This is a genomic window from Methyloligella halotolerans (assembly GCF_001708935.1).
Taxonomy (GTDB): domain Bacteria; phylum Pseudomonadota; class Alphaproteobacteria; order Rhizobiales; family Methyloligellaceae; genus Methyloligella; species Methyloligella halotolerans.
Genome location: NZ_MASI01000001.1, coordinates 861,173 through 879,818, shown reverse-complemented (window position 1 = coordinate 879,818; position 18,646 = coordinate 861,173). Strand labels below are relative to the sequence as shown.

The following is an 18,646-nucleotide window of genomic DNA, read 5'->3' as shown; positions in this document are numbered from 1 at the left end:
GCGTACACCCGGCCGGAGGCTACACAGCGACCTAGATCGCGGCCTTGCCGGCTGCCCGCTGAGCCGCCATCCAGATGGAGAGGTCTTCGAGGATCGCGCCGAAATGGATTTCGGGGATCTTCAGCGCTGCGGCGATCTCCTGCAGGGTCTTCCGCTCTGCACCGGCGATCTCGCCATCGGCCAGGAGCACCAGATAGGCGCAGCGCACGATCTCTTCCTTGCTGTGTTCGTCGAGGCGCTTTCCCGCCTGCGCGAGCGAAGCATAGAAATCGCTTCTGATGTCGTCTTCCGCGATACGCTCGATCTCGTCCGTCTCGACATCTTCTTTGGCATGGTCTCTATAGAGCCGCTGGATGAGGTCGACCTCGTCCCGGTCCAAATCGCCATCCGCCTTCGCCATGGCAACCATGGTCTTCAAAATCCACTCGCTGCCGAGCGTGAACGCCGTATCCGTCATCTCGATCTCCGTGCTCCTCATCGACTCGCCTCACTTGGGGAGGCAGAGTGCGGTTCCCAACGCCCCTTTCTGGGTCGATCGACCCTCTTGTTCGTTTTCTCCCGCCTGAGAGGCTTTTTGTAGGTCAATGCCGCCCCTCAAAGTCTTGTTCCTCGCAGATACGCGACCTGGACATTATCACCTCTCCGAAGGCGTTATTGCGGCGTTAAAGCGGCTTCGCGACGTTCAGGTGACGCGCATCGAGATCCGGCGGAAATGGATCGTGCCGACCCGGTGGCTGCGCGCACGCATCCATGCCGAGAGCTTCTTTCCGCCGCGCATGCTGCGCATGGCCTACCGGATCGAAGCGGAGGAGCTGCCGGAGGCCGATCTCGTCATCTCGGCCGGAGGCGAGACCCTGATGCCGAATATCTGCGTAAGCCGCTATCTGGACCTGCCGAGCATCTTCTGCGGCTCGCTGCGCGATCTCGACGCGAAGGAGTTCACGCTCGTCATCTCGTCCTACGAGCGTGACGCGGACGCGCCCCGCCACATGGTGACCCTGAAGCCGTCGCCCATGGATCCGGATACGCTCGGCCGCCCCGATGAGATCATCCAATTCGGGCCGGACCGCACGCCCAACCTGGCCGCGCTGCTGATCGGCGGCAATGCCGCCTCGTTCCGGTTCGGGCGGGGGGAGTGGAAGGATCTCATCGCGCGCATCGGGGAGATCTCTAAACGCTGGGGCATGCGCTGGATGATCTCCACCTCCCGGCGCACCCCCGACTACGTGGCCGACATGCTGGCGGCGTTCGCAAAGGATGATCAGGTCGTGGAGCGCTTCGTCGATTTCCGCACCGCCGGCCCCAGCACGCTGCCGGACATCTTCGCCCGCGCTGAGGTCGTGCTCTGCACCGCCGATTCCAGCTCCATGGTGTCGGAGGCGATCTCGGCCCGCATTCCCGCTATCGGACTCACTCCGAAAGCCTCGCACCTGCCGGAGGAGGAGAGCGCCTATCGCGACTTGCTCATCAACCGCGGCTGGTACCGCGTGCTTCCGATCGCGGACCTGACGCCGGACGCGCTCGCCGAAAGCCTCGCGGAGATCACGCCGCTGAAAGACAATCCCCTGGACGCTCTCGCCCAGAAGCTGAAGGAGCGCCTGCCGGAGCTTCTTTCCGGCTAAGCCATTTGAACAGGGCTGGATTCCCGCCCGCGACCTCGTTAGAGAGAGCGGCGAGGCATATCTCTTTTCCTACTTCTTTCAGAAAGACGAGCTGGCGACCCATGGCCAACCCGCAATACGTCTATGTCATCAAGGATCTCGCCAAGGCCTACGCCGGCGGCAAGAAGGTCCTCAACGACATCACACTGTCCTTTCTTCCTGGCGCCAAGATCGGCGTTGTCGGCCCCAACGGCGCGGGCAAGTCGACGCTCTTGAAGATCATGGCCGGTCAGGAAACCGAGTTCATGGGCGAGGCCTGGGCGGCGACGGCATCAATGTCGGCTATCTGCCCCAGGAGCCCCAGCTCGACGAGTCCAAGGACGTCATGGGCAACGTCATGGAGGGCGTGGGACCGCAGAAGGCGAAGCTCGACCGCTACAACGAGCTCGCCATGAACTATTCCGACGAGACGGCCGACGAGATGTCCCAGCTCCAGGATGAGATCGACAGCCACGATCTCTGGGATCTCGACAGCCAGGTCGAGCAGGCTATGGACGCGCTCCGCTGCCCGGCGGGCGATGCGGACGTGTCCAAGCTTTCGGGCGGCGAGCGCCGCCGCGTGGCGCTCTGCCGGCTGCTTTTGTCCAAGCCCGACATTCTGCTCCTGGACGAGCCGACCAACCATCTCGACGCCGAGACCGTCGCGTGGCTGGAGCACTTCCTCAAGGATTACAGCGGCACCGTCGTCATGGTGACCCATGATCGCTACTTCCTCGACAACATCACCGATTGGACCCTCGAGCTCGATCGGGGCGAGGGCGTTCCCTACAAGGGCAACTACTCCGAATGGCTGGAGCAGAAGCAGAAGCGCGCCCAGGTTGAGGGCAGGCAGGACGAGGCCAAGCAGCGCGCCATGGCCCGCGAGCTGGAATGGATCCGCTCCAGCCCCAAGGCGCGCCAGGCCAAGTCCAAGGCCCGCATCCGCGCCTATGAGGATCTCGTCGCCGAGGCCGGCAAGGAGACCCAGGGCAACGCCCAGATTCAGATCCCGCCCGGACCACGTCTCGGTAATGTGGTCATCGAGGCCGACGACGTGACCAAGGCCTACGGCGACCGGCTCCTGGTGGACGACCTCACCTTCAAGCTGCCCCCCGGCGGCATCGTCGGCGTCATCGGCCCGAACGGCGCCGGCAAGACGACCCTGTTCCGCATGATCGTGGGCGAGGAGAAGCCCGACGACGGCGAGATCCGCGTCGGCGAGACCGTGAAGCTCGGCTATGTCGATCAGTCCCGCGACGACCTGGACGGTAAGAAGACCGTCTGGGAGGAGATCTCCGACGGCAACGACATGATCGAGCTCGGCAAGCGCGAGGTGCCTTCGCGCGCCTATGTCGGCTGGTTCAACTTCAAGGGTGCCGATCAGCAGAAGCGTGTGGGCCAGCTTTCCGGCGGTGAGCGCAATCGCGTCCACCTGGCGAAGATGCTCAAATCCGGCGCCAACCTCATCCTCCTCGACGAGCCGACAAACGATCTCGACGTGGAGACCCTGGGCTCGCTGGAAGCCGCCCTGGAAGACTTCCCGGGCTGCGCGGTCGTCATCAGCCATGATCGCTTCTTCCTCGACCGTATGGCCACCCACATCCTGGCCTTCGAGGGCGACAGCCATGTCGAATGGTTCGAGGGCAACTTCGCCGAGTACGAAGAAGACAAGAAGCGCCGCCTCGGCGACGATTCCATCGTGCCCAAGCGTATCAAGTACAAGAAGCTGACCCGCAACTAAGGGGCGGGGCTTTTGCTCGGTGGTCATCCCCGGCCCTGTGCCGGGGATCCATAACCCCTGTGGTCGTTCATTCAACAGGCGTCAGTGTTCATGGATTGCCGGGACAAGCCCGGCAATGACCCAGCAGAGGGCGCGATTCGACGAAACCGTCATCTCGGCGAAAGCCGGGCAATGACAGTTCGTCGTGTTCGGCACCCCTAAGCCGCCGCCCAGTTTGGGAACGGATCGGGCAACTTCGACCATTGCCCGGGCATGAACTTCGGCCGCTGCGCCGACCCGACCAGACACTCGTCCAGGGCCGCCCGCATGGCTGTCTCATCCATCCCGATCCCGATGAAGACGAGCTCCTGGCGACGGTCGCCGAACTCGGCATCCCAGTTCCGCTGGAGCATGGCTTCCCAGTCCGGGTGCGCGGGCCAGCGCGGCTTCGGAACGGCAGCCCACCAGAATCCCATGCCGGACACGCGGCAGATGCTGCCGGCGATGGAGATCTCCCCGCACCAGTCCGGCCGCGTCGCCAGCCAGAAATGGCCCTTCGCCCGCACCAGCCCGGTCCAGGTTTGCTTCAGGATAGCATCCAGCTTCACCGGATCGAACGGCCGCCGGGCCCGATAGACGAAGCTTGAGATGCCGTATTCCTCCGTCTCCGGCACGTGGTCGGCGAAGCCGTAGAGCTCCTTCGCCCACAGCGGATGCTCTTGAGCCTTTTGGTAGTCGAAGCGGCCCGTATCCAGCACCTCGTCGAGGGGGATGCGGCCGTAGTCGGCTTCGATCAGCTTGGCGTCCCGGTTTAGAGCGCGGATGATCTTCACCACCGTCTCTCGGGCCGCGTCGTCCACGTCGGAGATCTTGTTTGCGACGATGACGTCGGCGAACTCGATTTGATCGGTCAGGAGGTCGACGATCGTCCGCTCGTCCTCCTCGCCGGCCGTCTCGCCCCGCGCGCTCAAAGGGGCCTTGCTGCCGAAGTCCCGGATCAGGTTCACCGCATCGACCACCGTGACCATGGTGTCGAGACGCGCCACGTCGGAGAGGCTTCGCCCCTCCTCGTCGCGGAAATCGAACGTCGCCGCCACGGGCAGGGGCTCGGCGATGCCCGTGCCCTCGATCAGCAGGTAGTCGTAGCGCCCGTCGGCCGCCAGGCGATTGACCTCGGTCAGGAGGTCGTCCCGCAGGGTGCAGCAAATGCATCCGTTGGTCATTTCCACCAGGGTCTCTTCCGTGCGCGATAGGTCCGCCCCGCCGTCGCGGACCATGTCGGCATCGATATTCACTTCCGACATGTCGTTGACGATGACGGCGACCTTCCGCCCTTCGCGGTTGTGAAGGATGTGGTTCAGCAGGGTGGTCTTGCCGGCTCCCAGAAAGCCGGAAAGCACGGTCACGGGCAACAGCCGGTCCGCCATGGAGGGTCTCCTCTTTGCTTAATCGTGGCTCATCTCACTAATGTTATAACGTAACAACACAGGAGAGGCGGTTTGGCAAGGGGGAGCGGAAGAGCGGGGAACGGTTCTTGGAGGAGATCCGCTGACAGGTTCCCACGCCGGTGAGACGGCGTGCCGCGCAAATGGCGACAATCGGCCCAACAGATGTCGGTCCCGCATTCGGCGGCTGACACCTCGTCGGTTCAAATGACGTCGATTCAAATAATGCGCTTCCGCCTCAGGCCGGCCGCTTCAGCGCCACGTCGTAGACGGCGGAGGTCGCGTAGGACCACCAGACGAATGGCCAATCGTTTTCCACGGCGAACTGGACGACCGCCCGATGCACACCGTATCGGCCGAGCTGCGGATCGATATGGGCGAAGTCGTTGAACACCAGATAGCCGCCCGGCTTCACCTTCGATGCCGCGGCGTTTGCGTCGCGAAGGGTCGCCTCATAGGAGTGGTCGGCGTCGAGATAGATCCAGTCGAAGGAAGCGTCGGGGAAGGACTCCAGCGCGAGATGGGAGAGAGCCCCGTGCAATTTCACGGCGGGATCGGTTGCGACATCCTTGGCCAGCCGGGAGAACTCGATATCCACCAGGTGGAGCTCGGAAGGCTGGTTCTCCTTCAGGATGTGACGGGCGAAATTCCCCTGATCGGTCCCGATTTCGGCGACACATCCGCCCTGCGGCATGGCCTTCAGAATGTCCAGCCGTGAAGCGCAGACGCGGCAATCGGCGAACAAATGCGGGGGCACGTGCAGGGAAAGATCCTGACGCGACACCATGTGATTGCCGACCCGCAAAAGATACCGCACCGGGCTCGGCATCCGTTTGCGAAGCCAGAGCTCGAACCTCTTGATCGGTGCCGTGTAAGCGCTGCTCGCCAGCATGAATGAGCCCCCGTACCGCCTGAATGTGAAATACGGTATTTGGCCCCAACGCCAATGTCACTGCCTGTCTCGAGGAACCCGAAGCCGGCCCGGAAAGGCACGGCGTAACCACCTCGAAGAGGCGACTTGTCATTACGCCGAAAAAGGCATAAAGATATCTTTATGTCAGAAATGGCCGTCCATAAATTGTCGTTGGAGCCCGCACTCTCCGCCTTGCGGGCGGCGGGGGAATCCACGCGCCTGCGCATCCTCGCGCTGCTGTCGGGTCGCGAGCTCAACGTCAAGGATCTGACCCAGATTCTCGGACAAAGTCAGCCGCGCCTCAGCCGTCATCTGAAGCTTCTCTCCGAAGCCGGTCTCATCGAACGCTTCCGGGAAGGGAGCTGGGTCTTCTTCCGTCTGGCGGAAGGAACGCCCGAGGCGCTGCTTGCCGAGGCGATCGTCGCGGGGCTCGATCGGGACGATCCGGTCCTCCAGCTCGATGCCGCCCGCGCCACCGCCGTCCAGAAATCCCGCGCCGAGGCCGCTCAGAACTATTTCAAGGCCCACGCCAAGGAATGGGACCGCATCCGCAGCCTCCATGTCGCCGAGGATCAGGTTGAGCAGGCGATGATTGATGCCCTGGGCCGGGGACCGTTCGATCTCCTCGTCGACCTCGGAACGGGCACGGGCCGCATACTGGAGTTGTTTGCCGGCAAGGCGGATCGCGCCCTCGGCTTCGATGTTAGCCATGAGATGCTGTCCTACGCCCGCATGAAGCTGGAAGGGGCGGGGCTGGCCCACGCCCAGGTCCGCCATGGCGATCTGTTCCATCTGCCGCTTGCCGACGGCGAGGCCGATGCGGTCGTCCTCCATCAGGTGCTGCATTTTCTCGAAGAGCCGGCGCTCGCCATCGCGGAGGCCTCCAGGGTGCTGGAGCCCGGCGGCAGGCTGCTCATCGTCGATTTTGCGCCGCACGAGCTCGAGTTTCTTCGCGAGGAGCAGGCGCACCGCCGGTTGGGCCTCGCCTCCGAGCAGATCGGCCGCTGGTGCGCCGACGCTGGGCTCGACCTGAAGAGCCATCACGATCTGGCGCCTGCAGGCTCCGGCGACGAAAGCAAACTTACCGTTTCCCTCTGGCTCGCCGAGAAAGCGTCTGTCGGCGCCGCCGGAGAAAAGCCGAATTCAGCCGCCAAAGACGGCGCCGCGTCATCGGTCGAGGAGGCCGCCGCGTAATGCTTCACCGCGATCATCACAGAAGCCGCGCCCTGTGCGCGGGCGACATCAACGTCTCGTTCGAGTTCTTCCCGCCAAAGACCGACAAGATGGAGCAGACCCTGTGGTCGTCCATCGGCACCCTCGCGCCGCTCCATCCGAACTTCGTTTCCGTGACCTACGGTGCCGGCGGCTCCACCCGCGAGCGCACCCACTCCACCATCGACCGGGTGCTGAAGGAGACGGCTCTGAAGCCAGCCGCTCATCTCACCTGCGTCGGTACGACGAAGGAAGACATCGACGAGGTCATCCGCGACTATTGGGAGATCGGCGTCCGGCACATCGTGGCGCTCCGGGGCGATGCGCCGGGCGGCGTGGGCGCGCCCTATGAGCCGACGCCTGGAGGCTACGTGAACGCGGCGGATCTCGTGGCGGGCATCAAGAAGATCGCCCCCTTCGAAGTCCATGTCGCGGCTTACCCGGAAAAGCATCCCCAATCGCCGACGGTCGAGGCCGATATCGACAATCTCCAGGCCAAGATCGACGCGGGCGCCGACGCCGCCATCACCCAGTTCTTTTTCGATAACGACGTGTTCTACCGCTACATCGAGAAGGTGCGGGCGCGCGGCATCACCGTGCCCATCACGCCGGGGATCATCCCGATCCACAATTTCAAGCAGGTCGCCAGCTTTGCGACCCGGTCCGGCACCTATGTGCCCGATTGGCTGGGCCAGCGTTTCGAAGGGCTGGAGAACCATCCGGTGACCCAGAATTTGGTCGCTGCCGCTGTCGCCGCAGAGCAGGTGCTCGAGCTGGTTGACCAGGGCATCACCGATTTCCACTTCTACACCCTCAATCGGGCGGAGCTGGTTTACGCCATCTGTCACCTGCTGGGCCTGCGGCCGGCAGTCACGAGCAATTTGGAGGCGGCCGAAGCCGTTTCGTGAAGCACGCAAAGCCTCGGTCATGCCGGCGAATGCCGGCATCCAGCCGAGCGATAAAGAGTTTCGATTTGGATCCCGCTTTCGCCGGGATGACGGGAGTACAAGAATGACCCGCGAAGAACGCATCGCTTATCTGAAGTCGGAGGTGAAGAAGCGCATCCTCATCCTCGATGGCGGCATGGGCACCATGATCCAGAGCTACAAGCTCTCCGAGGAAGAGTATCGCGGAGAGCGGTTCGCCGATCACCCTCACGATCTGAAGGGCAACAACGATCTGCTCGTGATCACCCAGCCGGAGATCATCAAGGAGATCTATGCCGGCTATATGGAGGCGGGCGCCGACATCATCGGCACCAACACCTTCAACGCCCAGGCCATCAGCCAGGCGGATTATCACCTGGAGGACATCTCCAAGGAGATGAACGTCGTGGCCGCCCAGGTCGCCCGCGAGGCAGCGGACGCCATGACCGAGAAGACGCCGGACCGTCCGAGGCTCGTGGCGGGCGCCATGGGCCCGACCAACCGCACCGCTTCCATCTCGCCGGACGTAAACGATCCCGGCTATCGCAACACCTCCTTCGACGCCCTGGTCGAGGCCTATTCCGATCAGGTCCGAGGCCTGGTCGAGGGCGGCGTCGACATGATCCTCATCGAGACGGTGTTCGATACGTTGAATGCCAAGCGGCCGGCTTCGCCGTGGAACAGGTCTTCGACGAGATGGACGTTAAGCTGCCGCTCATGATCTCCGGCACCATCACCGATCTGTCGGGCCGCAACCTGTCCGGCCAGACGCCGGAGGCCTTCTGGTGCTCCATGCGCCATCTGCAGCCCTTCTCCATCGGGCTGAACTGCTCCTTCGGCGCCGAGCAGCTTCGTCCCGCCGTGTCCGATATCGCCCACGTGGCTGACGCCTATGTCAGCGCGTACCCGAACGCAGGGCTCCCCAACGAGATGGGCGAATACGACCAGACGCCGGAGATGATGGGCACACTGCTGGAGACCTGGGCGAAGGACGGCATGCTGAACCTCGTGGGCGGCTGCTGCGGCACCACGCCGGAGCACATCAAGGCCATCGCCGACGCGGTCGAGGGCTTCGCTCCGCGCAAGATGCCCGCGCCGGAGCACAAGCTCCGCCTGTCGGGCCTGGAGCCCTTCGTGACGGGGTAGGGGCATTCGGAAAGTTCGGCACCCTCATGCGTCATCACCGGGCTTGTCCCGGTGATCCATGACCACGGTGCCTGATTGGAATCACGGTGTTCATAGATGCCCGGCACAAGGCCGGGCATGACATCCGGAATGTTTGGGAACTGACTGAGTAATGACCAATAACGCCGCAACGAATTTCATCATGATCGGCGAGCGGACCAACGTGACCGGCTCCGCCAAATTCCGGAAGCTGATCGAGGCCGACGATTACCCGGCAGCGCTTGAGGTCGCGCGCCAGCAGGTCGAGAACGGCGCCGCCATCATCGATATCAACATGGATGAGGGCATGCTGGATTCTGAGAAGGCCATGCAGACCTTCCTGAACCTCATCGCCGCCGAGCCGGACATCTCCCGCGTGCCGGTCATGATCGACTCGTCCAAATGGTCGGTGATCGAGACCGGGCTGAAATGCGCGCAAGGCAAGTCCATCGTGAACTCCATCTCCATGAAGGAGGGCGTCGAGCCCTTCCTGGAGCAGGCACGTAAGGTCCGGCGCTACGGCGCCGCCGTCGTCGTCATGGCCTTCGACGAGACCGGCCAAGCCGACACGATCGAGCGGAAGTTCGAGATCTGCAAGCGCGCCTACGAGCTGCTGACGAAGGAGGTGGGTTTCCCGCCGGAAGACATCATCTTCGATCCGAACATTTTCGCCGTCGCCACGGGCATCGAGGAGCACGCCGAGTACGGCATCGCCTTCATCGAGGCCACCCGGCTGATCAAGGAGAACCTGCCTTACGCCCATGTCTCGGGCGGAGTCTCCAACCTCTCCTTTGCCTTCCGCGGCAACGAGCAGGTGCGCGAGGCCATGCACTCGGTGTTCCTCTATCACGCCATCCAGGCGGGCATGGACATGGGCATCGTCAATGCCGGCCAGCTTGCCGTCTATGACGACATCGAGCCCGAGCTTCGCGAGCTGGTCGAGGACGTCATCCTCAACCGCCGCGACGACGCCACCGACCGTCTGCTGGAAGCGGCCGAGCGGTATAAGGGCGGCGCGTCCGCCGGTAAGGAAAAGGATCTCACCTGGCGCGAGAAGCCGGTCGAGGAGCGCCTGACCCATGCGCTGGTGAACGGCATCGCAACGTATGTGGAGGAAGACACCGAAGAGGCCCGCCAAAAGGCTGAGCGTCCGCTTCACGTCATCGAAGGTCCGCTCATGGCCGGCATGAACGTGGTCGGCGACTTGTTCGGCGCCGGCAAGATGTTCCTGCCCCAGGTGGTGAAGTCCGCCCGCGTCATGAAGAAGGCGGTGGCCTACCTCATGCCTTACATGGAGAAGGAGAAGGAGGAGCTCGGCCTCACCCAAGGCGATGCCGCCGGCAAGGTGCTGCTTGCAACCGTGAAGGGCGACGTCCACGACATCGGCAAGAACATCGTCGGCGTCGTTCTCCAGTGCAACAATTACGAGGTGATCGACCTCGGCGTCATGGTCCCGTCCCAGACGATTCTCGATCGCGCCCGCGAAGAGAAGGTCGACATCATCGGCCTGTCCGGCCTCATCACCCCGTCCCTCGACGAGATGTGCCACGTGGCGGCGGAGCTGGAGCGGGAAGGCTTCGACATGCCGCTCTTGATCGGCGGCGCGACCACGAGCCGGGTCCATACGGCGGTGAAGATCAGCCCGAACTATCAGAGAAGCCAGGCGATCTACGTGACCGACGCGAGCCGGGCTGTCGGCGTCGTCTCCAGCCTGATGAGCCCCCAGGAGCGCGAGCGGACAATCCAGCGCGTGCGCGAAGATTACATCGAGATGGCGGCGTCCCACGCCCGCGGCCAGGAGCAGAAGAAGCGCGCCTCCATCGCCCAGGCTCGCGCCAATGCGCCGAAGATCGACTGGTCGGGCTATACGCCGCCGAAGCCGAGCTTCATCGGCACCAAGGTCTTCAAGAACCACGACCTCGCCGACCTTGCCCGCTATATCGACTGGACGCCTTTCTTCCACGCCTGGGAGATCAAGGGTCAGTACCCGCAGGTGTTGGAGAGCGAGAAATACGGCGAGGCGGCCCGTCCATTGTTCGAAGACGCCCAAGCCATGCTGAAGCAGATGATCGCCGAAAACTGGGTCTCCGCCCATGCGGTCGTTGGCTTCTGGCCGGCCGCTTCCCGCGGCGACGATATCGTCCTCTACAAGGACGAGGATCGTACCGAGGAGCTGACGACGTTCCATTCGCTCCGCCAGCAGATGTCGAAGGAATCGAGCAAGCCGAACCTCGCCCTGTCCGATTTCGTCGCGCCCGAAGGTGGAGCGCCGGACTATGTGGGCGGCTTTGCCGTCACCACAGGCATCGGCGAGGAAGAGGTCGCCCACCGCTTCGAGCGCGCCAATGACGACTACTCCAAGATCATGGTCAAGGCCCTGGCAGACCGGCTGGCCGAGGCCTTTGCCGAGGCCATACACGAGAAGGTGCGCAAGGAGCTTTGGGGATACGCACCCGACGAGAAGCTCAGCAACGAAGCGCTGATCGCGGAGGAGTATTGGGGCATTCGTCCGGCGCCGGGCTATCCGGCTCAGCCCGACCACACCGAGAAGGGCACGCTCTTCGATCTCCTGAAGGCAGAGGACGAGATCGGCGTGACCCTGACCGAAAGCTACGCCATGTGGCCGGGCGCCGCCGTCTCCGGTCTCTACTTCTCTCACCCCGAAAGCCGCTATTTCGGCGTCGGCAAGATCGGCCGCGATCAGATCGAGGATTATGCCGCCCGCAAGGGCTGGACGGTCGCGGAAGCCGAGCGTTGGCTGGCGCCGATCCTTAATTACGATCCGGCGAAGATCGAAGAGAAAGCCGACGCAGCGTAAGCCTCAGCCGGTCTTCCGGTCCTGCAGAAGCATCAACAGGTCGTCGCCGTCCGTCCAATGATGGGCAGCCCAGCCCGCCTGACGGGCGGCAGCGACATTGGACTCCGAGTCGTCCACGAGTATCAGCTTCTCTGGCGCGGCACCGCTGATCCTGGCCGCGGCCTTGAAGAAGGCGCCCTCGGGCTTCTTCGCGCCGATGCGCGCCGAATAGATCATTCCGTCGACATGCCGTCCAAGTCCCAAGCGCTCCATGAGATAGCGCGCGCGGAGATGCTCCTGGTTGGTGGCGAAGAAGATGCGCCAGCCACGGCGGCGGAGAACATCGCATGCACCAATCACAGCTTCGTTCAGCCGCGCATCTCGCGAGAACCAGTATTCGAGAAATTCTTCCGGGGTGACGGAGGCGGAAAGGGTCGGCAGGCACGCCCGAAGCGCATCCATGAGATTCTTCCGCCCCAGCACGATATCGCCCCAACACGGAGCGAAGAAAACGTCCTGTAGGCGATGCGGATCGATCCCGAGGTCCTGCTCGATATCCGCTGCCCAAGATCGTCCGTCTTCAGGGTGCCCGGTGACGGCCACCCCATCGACATCGAGCATCAAACACTGCGCCACGCCGCGCTCCCGATTCACAAGCCACGCTCTCGGTTCAATTGAGGGCCGCCTTGTTCGCACAGGCGTAAGCGCTGCGCCAGCGGACCCTTATCGAGTCCGGCTCGGGATGGTCTCACCCGGATACGGGTGTCGGCAAGACGGGGTGAAAAGGCGAGCTCAGTGAGGCGATGTGTAAGCCGGCAGGCGTCGGGCAAAAAAAGGGCCCCTCGCAAACTTGCGAGAGACCTACGGATCCGGCATCGGGGGCCTTGGTTCGGCGCCCCGGCCTGAGCGTCCCCAAACGCTATACGATACCGATGATAACGGCGGCGAGAAAGCCGAACGAGGTCAAGGCCGTTATCGCCGAAAGGGCTTGTGTCAGTTCCATCGGAAGCCTCCTTTTCCGTTGGACGTCTTTATGAGACGAACCACCAGTTTACGTAGAGGTAGACGTATTCGCCAAGCTCCTTATTTGCTGCGCCGCACAATAAGACGGTCTCCGGCGCAAGGCTTGGTGAGCGGATAAACGCAGAGCAAGCCCTCTGGTTTCACGCTCCCTTGAATTTATTTTGGGACTTTCGAGAGACCTTGAGAATAGCCATTTTTTGGCGCGGGAAAGCCTGTGGAAAACGGTTCGGGTCCGCCGAAGGCGAACACCGACCCCCGGGCTGCGACGGCAGGCGCTAGCCTTTGCCCTTTGTCCGCGTCTTGTGAGGCTTCGCGTTCCGCTCCAGGAACTCGATCATCAGCGAGGCCACATCCTTGCCGCTGGCGCGCTCCAGCCCCTCGATGCCAGGGGAGGAGTTGAGCTCCATGACCACCGGACCTTGCTCCGAACGCAGCATGTCCACGCCGCAAACGTTCAGCCCCAGGGTCTTCGCCGCCTTCACGGCGGTCGCCCGTTCTTGCGGCGTGATCTTCACGGCGGAGGCCTGTCCGCCCCGATGCAGATTGGAGCGGAACTCGCCGGGCGGGCCCTGACGCTTCATGGCGGCCACCACCTTGTCGCCGATCACCAGGCGCGGATATCCATGCCTCCGGCCTTCACGTATTCCTGGACCAGGATATTGACCTTGGCACCCTGGAACGCCTCGATCACCGACTTCGCCGATTGCATCGTCTCGCCGAGCACCACGCCGATGCCTTGGGTGCCCTCGATCAGCTTGATCACCACCGGGGGACCGCCGACCAGCTTGATGACGTCTTCGGCCTGTTTCGGATCGTTGGTGTAGGCCGTGCTCGGCAGGCCGATGCCCCTTCGGGCAAGCAGCTGCATGCAGCGCAGCTTGTCCCGCGAGCGGCCGATCGCGACGGATTCGTTCATGGGATAGATGCCCATCACCTCGAACTGCCGCAGCACCGCGAGACCGTATGCCGTCACCGAGGCACCGATACGCGGAATGACCGCGTCGAACTCTTCCAGCGGATGCTGCAGCCGGTGATACAGCATGGGCCGGCCCGAGCTGATATTGATCGACACCCGCAGCGTGTTGATGACCTCGATCTCGTGACCGCGCGCCTCCGCAGCCTCCACGATCCGCTGATGGCTGTAGAGGTTGGCGTTTCGCGCCATGAGAGCGATTTTCATGCGATGGGCCCCTGCGAAAGAAAGAATGGATGGGTCGGCGCTAGCCGGAGGAGGGTCTCGACCGGGGTCTCCGGCGCGCCGGCACCCGGTCGGCGCTGGCCAGGAAAGAACGCGCCGGATCGATCAGCACGCCGCGCTTCAGCGCCGTTCGGCCGAGCAGCATTCGAAAACCCATCTGATCCCGATTTGTGAGGGTCAACTCGATCGGCCAGCTTCCCGTTCCAAGCGCAAGTGTCGTCCTGATGACATAGCGGTTCGTGACGTGGCCACCCGAGCTCCGCACCTGACGGCGATCGATGACGGGGGCCTCGCAGCATAGCGCACCGCTTTTCGTCCGCTGCGCGGGATGCAGCTCGAAGCGCAGCCAGGTCTGGCCGTCCCGCTCGAAAGGCTCCAGCTTCCAGGCATGGATCGCGCTGGTGCGGGCGCCCGTGTCGATCTTGGCCTTCACCGCTGCGACGCCCAGCTCGGGCAGCCCGACCCACTCCCGCCAGCCGATATGCAGCGTAGTTTTGGCGGCGCCCGGCTTCCGTCGGCGCCGTGTGAGCGGCGCGGACGACAGCGGTCGCTGAACTGATTTCGTCAAGAGCGGCTGACCTCGCGGAGCTTCCCGTACAGAGACGTCTTATTGCCTGGCATCAGGGGCTGAACACCAGCACAAGATAGCAAGCGAACATCAAGAGATGCACCAGCCCTTGCAAAACCGTCGTTCGCACGCCGCCAAAGGTCAATGCCGCGAGGCCGAGGGTAAGCACTAGGAGCACCGTCTCCAGTCCCGTAAGGCCCAGAGTGATGTCGGTATGAGCGACGATCCCGACAGCCAGAACCGCGGGGATGGTGAGGCCGAGCGTGGCGAGCGCCGAGCCCAGGCAGACATTGACCGAGCGCTGCAGCTTGTTGGCGGCGGCGGCGCGCATGGCCGTCAGACCTTCCGGGGTCAGCACGATCAGGGCCACCACGATGCCCCCCAGGGCCTCCGGCAGGCCCTTCTTCTCGATCCCCAGATCGATGATCACGGCGAGATACTCGGCGAGGATGACGATGGGAAGCAGTGTCACCAGCAGCATCGGGATGTGAAACAGCAGGCCATGCGACTCCGTCTCGTGGATGACCGGCTCCAGCGCGTCGCCATCGGCATCCAGGTCGGGCTGCACCGGCTGGGCGAAGAAGCTCTGATGGCGTGTCGTCTGGATCGCCAGGAAGATCGAGTAGAAGGCGGCGGCGATGAGGGCGAAGATGATCGCCTTGCCCGGATACCTGCTCGGATCGGGGACGGTCTCCGTGTAGTTCGGAACGATCAGCGAGAACACCGCCAGCGGCGCGAGCACCACGAGGAAGGCGCGCGCGCCCTCCAGATTGTATTCCTGGGTGTGGTAGCGCAGGCCGCCGATCAACAGCGCGCCGCCGATCATGCCGTTCAGCACAAGCATCAGCGTCGCGAACATGGTGTCCCGGGCGAGCGTCGGATTGCTCTCCCCATGCAGCATGATTGTGACCAGCAGAGTGACCTCGATGACTGTGACCGCGACAGTCAGCACCAGGGTGCCGTAAGGCTCACCCAGGATCACCGCGACGGCCTCGGCATGTCGCAGCACGCCGAAGGCGCACCAGACCATGACCACGAACAGCCACAGGAATGTTATGGAGGTCACGAAGTAGTTGGACAGGTCGCCCAGGAGGGCGTCTCCGAACAGCACCATCGCCACGACCGTGCCGATACCGACCGCGGCCGGCCCGCCATCGCTCATCGATTCCGCTAATCCGCCCAGCTTCGAACGATCTTTTCGTGCGGTCTCCCGTTCAACCATGCGCTTCCCCGATTCGCGTCCTGAGCCCTCCGATCTCTTGCATAGCGGCTATTCCAAAAGATGAACAACCGGGGCGTCCGGGCTTGAAGCACGATTTCGGCGCGCCGCGACGCGCCTTCTCAAGCCGCTGGCGAAGGCAAACCGGTTCAAGTAAAAGCCGTTCACATGGGATCGTCCGACAACGAATGGCGCCGCGGACGCGGCTATCATCACGGCAATCTGAGGCAGGTCCTGCTCGATGCGGCTGGCAAGCTCATTGAGCAGCACGGACCGCTCGGCTTCAGCCTGGCGGAGGCCGCACGCCTTGCCGGCGTCAGCCCCGCCGCGCCGTACCGCCATTTCCGCGATCGTGACGCGCTTTTGTCGGAGGTAGCGCGCACGGGCTTTGAGCGGTTTGCCGCCCAGCTCGAGACGGCCTGGGACAACGGCAGGCCCACCCCGTTGCAGGCGATCGAGAATCTCGGCCGCGCCTATCTGAATTTCGCGCGCAATGAGCCCGCCGCCTATGCGGTGATGTTCCAGACTGTCGGTGAGAACGGCAAGGAACTGCAGGACATGCCCGCCGCGGATCACGCCTTCAACGTTCTGCAGAAGGCCACTGCCGAGCTTTGCAAGGCCCTGCCGGCGGCGGAGCGTCCGCCGAGCCGTCTCGTCTCGCTCCACATCTGGGCGCTCGCCCACGGCGTCGCGACGCTCCTGTCCGAAAGCCGCGGCGAGCGTCGGAAGGTGCCGGTGAGCCCCGAAGAAGTGCTCGAAAGCGGCATGCTTATCTATCTGAAAGGACTCGGCGTTTTGGGAGAGGGGCCTGCGGGAGGCGCGGGCCCGGCGTAGCGCTACGGCTCGCTAGAACGGCGAGCTCTACTTCGCCGCCTGGATCGACTGGAGAACCCGGCCCCAGGCAGCCTTGTTGCCGTTGAACGCATTGCGGTCCACGTTGCCGCGGATGCCCGGCACGCTGCCTGTCGTGGTGAATTGCCAGAACGACCATTTCCGTCCCGGATAGATCGTGTGGGGCTCGGCCGCCGTCGAGCGCACCCAGAAGGGATAGATATCGAGCTCGCCGTGCAGCACGTCGGGGTAGAAGCCCGGATCCGTGTAGATCACCGGACGCATCCCCGTATGGATCTCCATGGCCCGCAGGATAATGCGGATTTTCTCCAACGCCTTCTGCTTGGAGATCTTATGGGGGCAGCTCTTCGAATGGCCGTTCCACTCCACATCCAGAACCGGGGGTAGGGCGTCCGGATCGTTCGGAACGTTGAGCATGAACCACAGGGCCTGCTCATGGGCGGGCCGGCACCAATACACGAAATGGTAGGCGCCCCGAGGGATGCCGGCGCGTTTGGCGGCATACCAGTTCTGCAGGAATTTCGGATCGAGATGATCCCCGCCCTCGGTCGCCTTGATGTAGGCGAAGTCGATGCCGGCCTGGCGCACCTGGTTCCAGTCGATATCGCCCTGCCACTGGGAGACATCGATGCCCTGCACGGGCATTTGATGGGCGCGGGAGACGGCCCGGTGCGGATCGTTGTCGCCCAGACGCGCGATCGCCGGCGCCGCAAGAGCCGCGCTCAGCAGAAGCACGGTCCCGAGAATTGCGGCCGCGCGCGCTTTGGAGGCGAAAATCGTCACGATTTTAACGCTCTGAACCTTTGGAAATTCCCCGTGATCCCTATGTAAGAGGAACGAGGTTTACAATCTCTTTGCAACGATGCGCGGGCGCCGTCCGAAATCGTCGCCTCACCGCACCGAGCGGTCTTGACTCATCCCACGGCCGTACCATCTAATGTAAATGTGAATAACATTCACACTCAGAGAAGGGTCACCAATGCACGTTATTGAGACTTTGGACGGCTATGGCCGGGCGGGGTGGATCACCTTGATGGTGGTCAGCTTCATCCTGTTTTGGCCAGTCGGCCTCGGCGTTCTGGCATTTCTGATTTGGAGCGGAAGAATGGGAAATTTCGGTGGCGATGCGTGGCGCAATGACATGCGGCGCGAGATGAAGACCTGGGGCTGCGGCGCGAAGCGCTGGGCACGGCACGCGAACCATTTCCGTCCGACCGGCAATGCCGCGTTCGACGAATACCGCGAAGAGACGCTCAAGAAGCTGGAAGATGAGGCGGAAGAGTTCCGTCAGTTCCTCACCCGCCTGCGCGAGGCCCGCGACAAGGCGGAGTTCGACCAGTTCATGTCCGAGCGCAATCGCGGCGGCCAGGAGCCCGGCACCGCCGTGTAGCGGCCGAGCGGCGAGGCTCAGCCTGGCCGCTTGAAGACAGATATGAGAGGCAACTCTGCGAAAGGCGTGATGCTCAGGCATCGCGCCTTTTGTTTTTTCGGCTAAGCTTGTGGCCAACGCGTTCTCAGGGAGGGGTTCCATGCGTTTGACATTTGCACTTGCCGTCGCCGCAGTCTGCCTTGTCGCCAGCCCGGCTTTCGCCGACAGATGCCTGAAGGCGGGGGGCGATGAAACGCTGATCGGCGTCATCTCCGCCGGTGAATTCGAAGATGCCGCCGGCCGGCCCGAGTCGGCCTTGATCCTGAACCTCGAAGCACCCGAATGTCTGACGGGCGACGACGAGAACGATCAGATCGATACGGCCATGACCGTCCATATCTTCGGCGCGGACGACGAGACCCATGCCAAGCTTCAGGGCGCCGTGGGCAAGGAGGTGCTCGTGCTCGGCACCCCCTTCGGAGCGATGACCGTGCATCATCACGCGCCGATCGTCATGGAGGTCGAAGCCGTCCAGACGCCTTGATCTCGATCTCTTGGCTGGGGCAATACGCTCTGACGCTTCCGCATAGGGTTGGTCTT

At 63.3% G+C, this 18,646-nt stretch carries 18 protein-coding genes and 1 pseudogene; 10 read left to right on the top strand and 9 right to left on the bottom strand.

Features of this window, described 5'->3' with window-relative positions:
• Positions 1-31 precede the first annotated feature (31 nt).
• Positions 32-478: a TerB family tellurite resistance protein gene (locus A7A08_RS04250; protein WP_069094218.1), complete on the bottom strand. Its 447-nt coding sequence runs from the start codon at positions 476-478 to the stop codon at positions 32-34.
• A 106-nt stretch (positions 479-584) separates the two neighbouring features.
• Between A7A08_RS04250 and A7A08_RS04245 the strand changes: the two genes are divergently transcribed.
• Both A7A08_RS04245 and ettA read left to right on the top strand, forming a co-directional pair.
• Positions 585-1,622: an ELM1/GtrOC1 family putative glycosyltransferase gene (locus A7A08_RS04245; protein WP_069094217.1), complete on the top strand. Its 1,038-nt coding sequence runs from the start codon at positions 585-587 to the stop codon at positions 1,620-1,622.
• Between the two features lie 101 nt (positions 1,623-1,723).
• Positions 1,724-3,381, top strand: a pseudogene (gene ettA, locus A7A08_RS04240) (energy-dependent translational throttle protein EttA).
• Between the two features lie 197 nt (positions 3,382-3,578).
• Here the strand turns inward: ettA and zigA are convergent.
• Entirely contained in the window at positions 3,579-4,787 is a 1,209-nt protein-coding gene (gene zigA, locus A7A08_RS04235) for a zinc metallochaperone GTPase ZigA (RefSeq protein WP_069094216.1), read from the bottom strand.
• Between the two features lie 256 nt (positions 4,788-5,043).
• Positions 5,044-5,697 carry a class I SAM-dependent methyltransferase gene (locus A7A08_RS04230; protein ID WP_069094215.1) on the bottom strand — a complete coding sequence of 218 codons (654 nt, stop codon included), beginning with the start codon at positions 5,695-5,697 and terminating at the stop codon, positions 5,044-5,046.
• A 171-nt stretch (positions 5,698-5,868) separates the two neighbouring features.
• Here A7A08_RS04230 and A7A08_RS04225 point away from each other — a divergent pair, with 171 nt between their 5' ends.
• From A7A08_RS04225 to metH, 5 genes are all read left to right on the top strand, one after another.
• Positions 5,869-6,912 (top strand): ArsR/SmtB family transcription factor, encoded by a 1,044-nt coding sequence (locus A7A08_RS04225; protein WP_208430571.1) that lies wholly within the window; start codon positions 5,869-5,871, stop codon positions 6,910-6,912.
• The gene (metF, locus tag A7A08_RS04220; protein WP_069094213.1) at positions 6,912-7,838 is read left to right on the top strand and encodes a methylenetetrahydrofolate reductase [NAD(P)H]; all 927 of its coding nucleotides are present in this window, start codon (positions 6,912-6,914) and stop codon (positions 7,836-7,838) included. Before A7A08_RS04225 ends, metF begins: the two co-directional genes overlap by 1 nt.
• A gap of 103 nt (positions 7,839-7,941) precedes the next feature.
• Entirely contained in the window at positions 7,942-8,577 is a 636-nt protein-coding gene (locus A7A08_RS17700; RefSeq protein WP_342586619.1) for a homocysteine S-methyltransferase family protein, read from the top strand.
• A complete protein-coding gene (locus tag A7A08_RS17695; protein ID WP_342586618.1) occupies positions 8,553-9,002 on the top strand; it encodes a homocysteine S-methyltransferase family protein in 450 nt (149 codons plus the stop codon). Before A7A08_RS17700 ends, A7A08_RS17695 begins: the two co-directional genes overlap by 25 nt.
• 151 nt (positions 9,003-9,153) lie before the next feature.
• Positions 9,154-11,838 (top strand): methionine synthase, encoded by a 2,685-nt coding sequence (gene metH, locus A7A08_RS04210; RefSeq protein ID WP_083226417.1) that lies wholly within the window; start codon positions 9,154-9,156, stop codon positions 11,836-11,838.
• Positions 11,839-11,841: 3 nt separating this feature from the next.
• Here the strand turns inward: metH and A7A08_RS04205 are convergent, their stop codons facing one another.
• The 5 genes from A7A08_RS04205 to A7A08_RS04190 all read right to left on the bottom strand — a co-directional run bounded on the left by A7A08_RS04205 (position 11,842) and on the right by A7A08_RS04190 (position 15,768).
• Positions 11,842-12,453 (bottom strand): HAD-IA family hydrolase, encoded by a 612-nt coding sequence (locus A7A08_RS04205; RefSeq protein ID WP_141693831.1) that lies wholly within the window; start codon positions 12,451-12,453, stop codon positions 11,842-11,844.
• Between the two features lie 662 nt (positions 12,454-13,115).
• A complete protein-coding gene (locus A7A08_RS17090; RefSeq protein ID WP_210179278.1) occupies positions 13,116-13,448 on the bottom strand; it encodes an ATP-grasp domain-containing protein in 333 nt (110 codons plus the stop codon).
• Entirely contained in the window at positions 13,445-14,020 is a 576-nt protein-coding gene (locus tag A7A08_RS17085) for a hypothetical protein (protein ID WP_210179277.1), read from the bottom strand. The genes A7A08_RS17090 and A7A08_RS17085 overlap by 4 nt, the downstream gene beginning before the upstream one ends.
• A gap of 40 nt (positions 14,021-14,060) precedes the next feature.
• A complete protein-coding gene (locus tag A7A08_RS04195; RefSeq protein ID WP_208430559.1) occupies positions 14,061-14,606 on the bottom strand; it encodes an ATP-dependent zinc protease family protein in 546 nt (181 codons plus the stop codon).
• A 52-nt stretch (positions 14,607-14,658) separates the two neighbouring features.
• Positions 14,659-15,768, bottom strand: coding sequence for a calcium:cation antiporter (locus A7A08_RS04190; RefSeq protein WP_069094211.1), 1,110 nt, complete (start codon positions 15,766-15,768; stop codon positions 14,659-14,661).
• Between the two features lie 225 nt (positions 15,769-15,993).
• Between A7A08_RS04190 and A7A08_RS04185 the strand changes: the two genes are divergently transcribed.
• On the top strand, positions 15,994-16,659 hold the full coding sequence (locus A7A08_RS04185; RefSeq protein WP_069094210.1) for a TetR/AcrR family transcriptional regulator: 666 nt from the start codon (positions 15,994-15,996) through the stop codon (positions 16,657-16,659).
• Positions 16,660-16,686: 27 nt separating this feature from the next.
• Here A7A08_RS04185 and A7A08_RS04180 read toward each other — a convergent pair whose 3' ends face one another.
• Positions 16,687-17,460 carry a glycoside hydrolase family 25 protein gene (locus A7A08_RS04180; protein WP_069094209.1) on the bottom strand — a complete coding sequence of 258 codons (774 nt, stop codon included), beginning with the start codon at positions 17,458-17,460 and terminating at the stop codon, positions 16,687-16,689.
• A 196-nt stretch (positions 17,461-17,656) separates the two neighbouring features.
• Between A7A08_RS04180 and A7A08_RS04175 the strand changes: the two genes are divergently transcribed.
• Together A7A08_RS04175 and A7A08_RS04170 are read left to right on the top strand one after the other, a co-directional pair.
• Positions 17,657-18,067, top strand: a complete 411-nt coding sequence (locus tag A7A08_RS04175) for a DUF2852 domain-containing protein (RefSeq protein WP_069094208.1) — start codon at positions 17,657-17,659, stop codon at positions 18,065-18,067.
• Between the two features lie 139 nt (positions 18,068-18,206).
• Positions 18,207-18,590 (top strand): DUF4431 domain-containing protein, encoded by a 384-nt coding sequence (locus tag A7A08_RS04170; protein WP_069094207.1) that lies wholly within the window; start codon positions 18,207-18,209, stop codon positions 18,588-18,590.
• Positions 18,591-18,646: the final 56 nt, after the last annotated feature.

Excerpts from the sequence above, each read along its gene's own strand:
- A7A08_RS04250 (WP_069094218.1), bottom strand. The coding sequence starts at position 478 with ATGAGGAGCACGGAGATCGAGATGACGGATACGGCGTTCACGCTCGGC.
- A7A08_RS04245 (WP_069094217.1), top strand. The coding sequence starts at position 585 with ATGCCGCCCCTCAAAGTCTTGTTCCTCGCAGATACGCGACCTGGACAT.
- zigA (WP_069094216.1), bottom strand. The coding sequence starts at position 4,787 with ATGGCGGACCGGCTGTTGCCCGTGACCGTGCTTTCCGGCTTTCTGGGA.
- A7A08_RS04230 (WP_069094215.1), bottom strand. The coding sequence starts at position 5,697 with ATGCTGGCGAGCAGCGCTTACACGGCACCGATCAAGAGGTTCGAGCTC.
- A7A08_RS04225 (WP_208430571.1), top strand. The coding sequence starts at position 5,869 with ATGGCCGTCCATAAATTGTCGTTGGAGCCCGCACTCTCCGCCTTGCGG.
- metF (WP_069094213.1), top strand. The coding sequence starts at position 6,912 with ATGCTTCACCGCGATCATCACAGAAGCCGCGCCCTGTGCGCGGGCGAC.
- A7A08_RS17700 (WP_342586619.1), top strand. The coding sequence starts at position 7,942 with ATGACCCGCGAAGAACGCATCGCTTATCTGAAGTCGGAGGTGAAGAAG.
- A7A08_RS17695 (WP_342586618.1), top strand. The coding sequence starts at position 8,553 with ATGGACGTTAAGCTGCCGCTCATGATCTCCGGCACCATCACCGATCTG.
- metH (WP_083226417.1), top strand. The coding sequence starts at position 9,154 with ATGACCAATAACGCCGCAACGAATTTCATCATGATCGGCGAGCGGACC.
- A7A08_RS17085 (WP_210179277.1), bottom strand. The coding sequence starts at position 14,020 with ATGAAAATCGCTCTCATGGCGCGAAACGCCAACCTCTACAGCCATCAG.
- A7A08_RS04190 (WP_069094211.1), bottom strand. The coding sequence starts at position 15,768 with ATGAGCGATGGCGGGCCGGCCGCGGTCGGTATCGGCACGGTCGTGGCG.
- A7A08_RS04185 (WP_069094210.1), top strand. The coding sequence starts at position 15,994 with ATGGGATCGTCCGACAACGAATGGCGCCGCGGACGCGGCTATCATCAC.
- A7A08_RS04175 (WP_069094208.1), top strand. The coding sequence starts at position 17,657 with ATGCACGTTATTGAGACTTTGGACGGCTATGGCCGGGCGGGGTGGATC.
- A7A08_RS04170 (WP_069094207.1), top strand. The coding sequence starts at position 18,207 with ATGCGTTTGACATTTGCACTTGCCGTCGCCGCAGTCTGCCTTGTCGCC.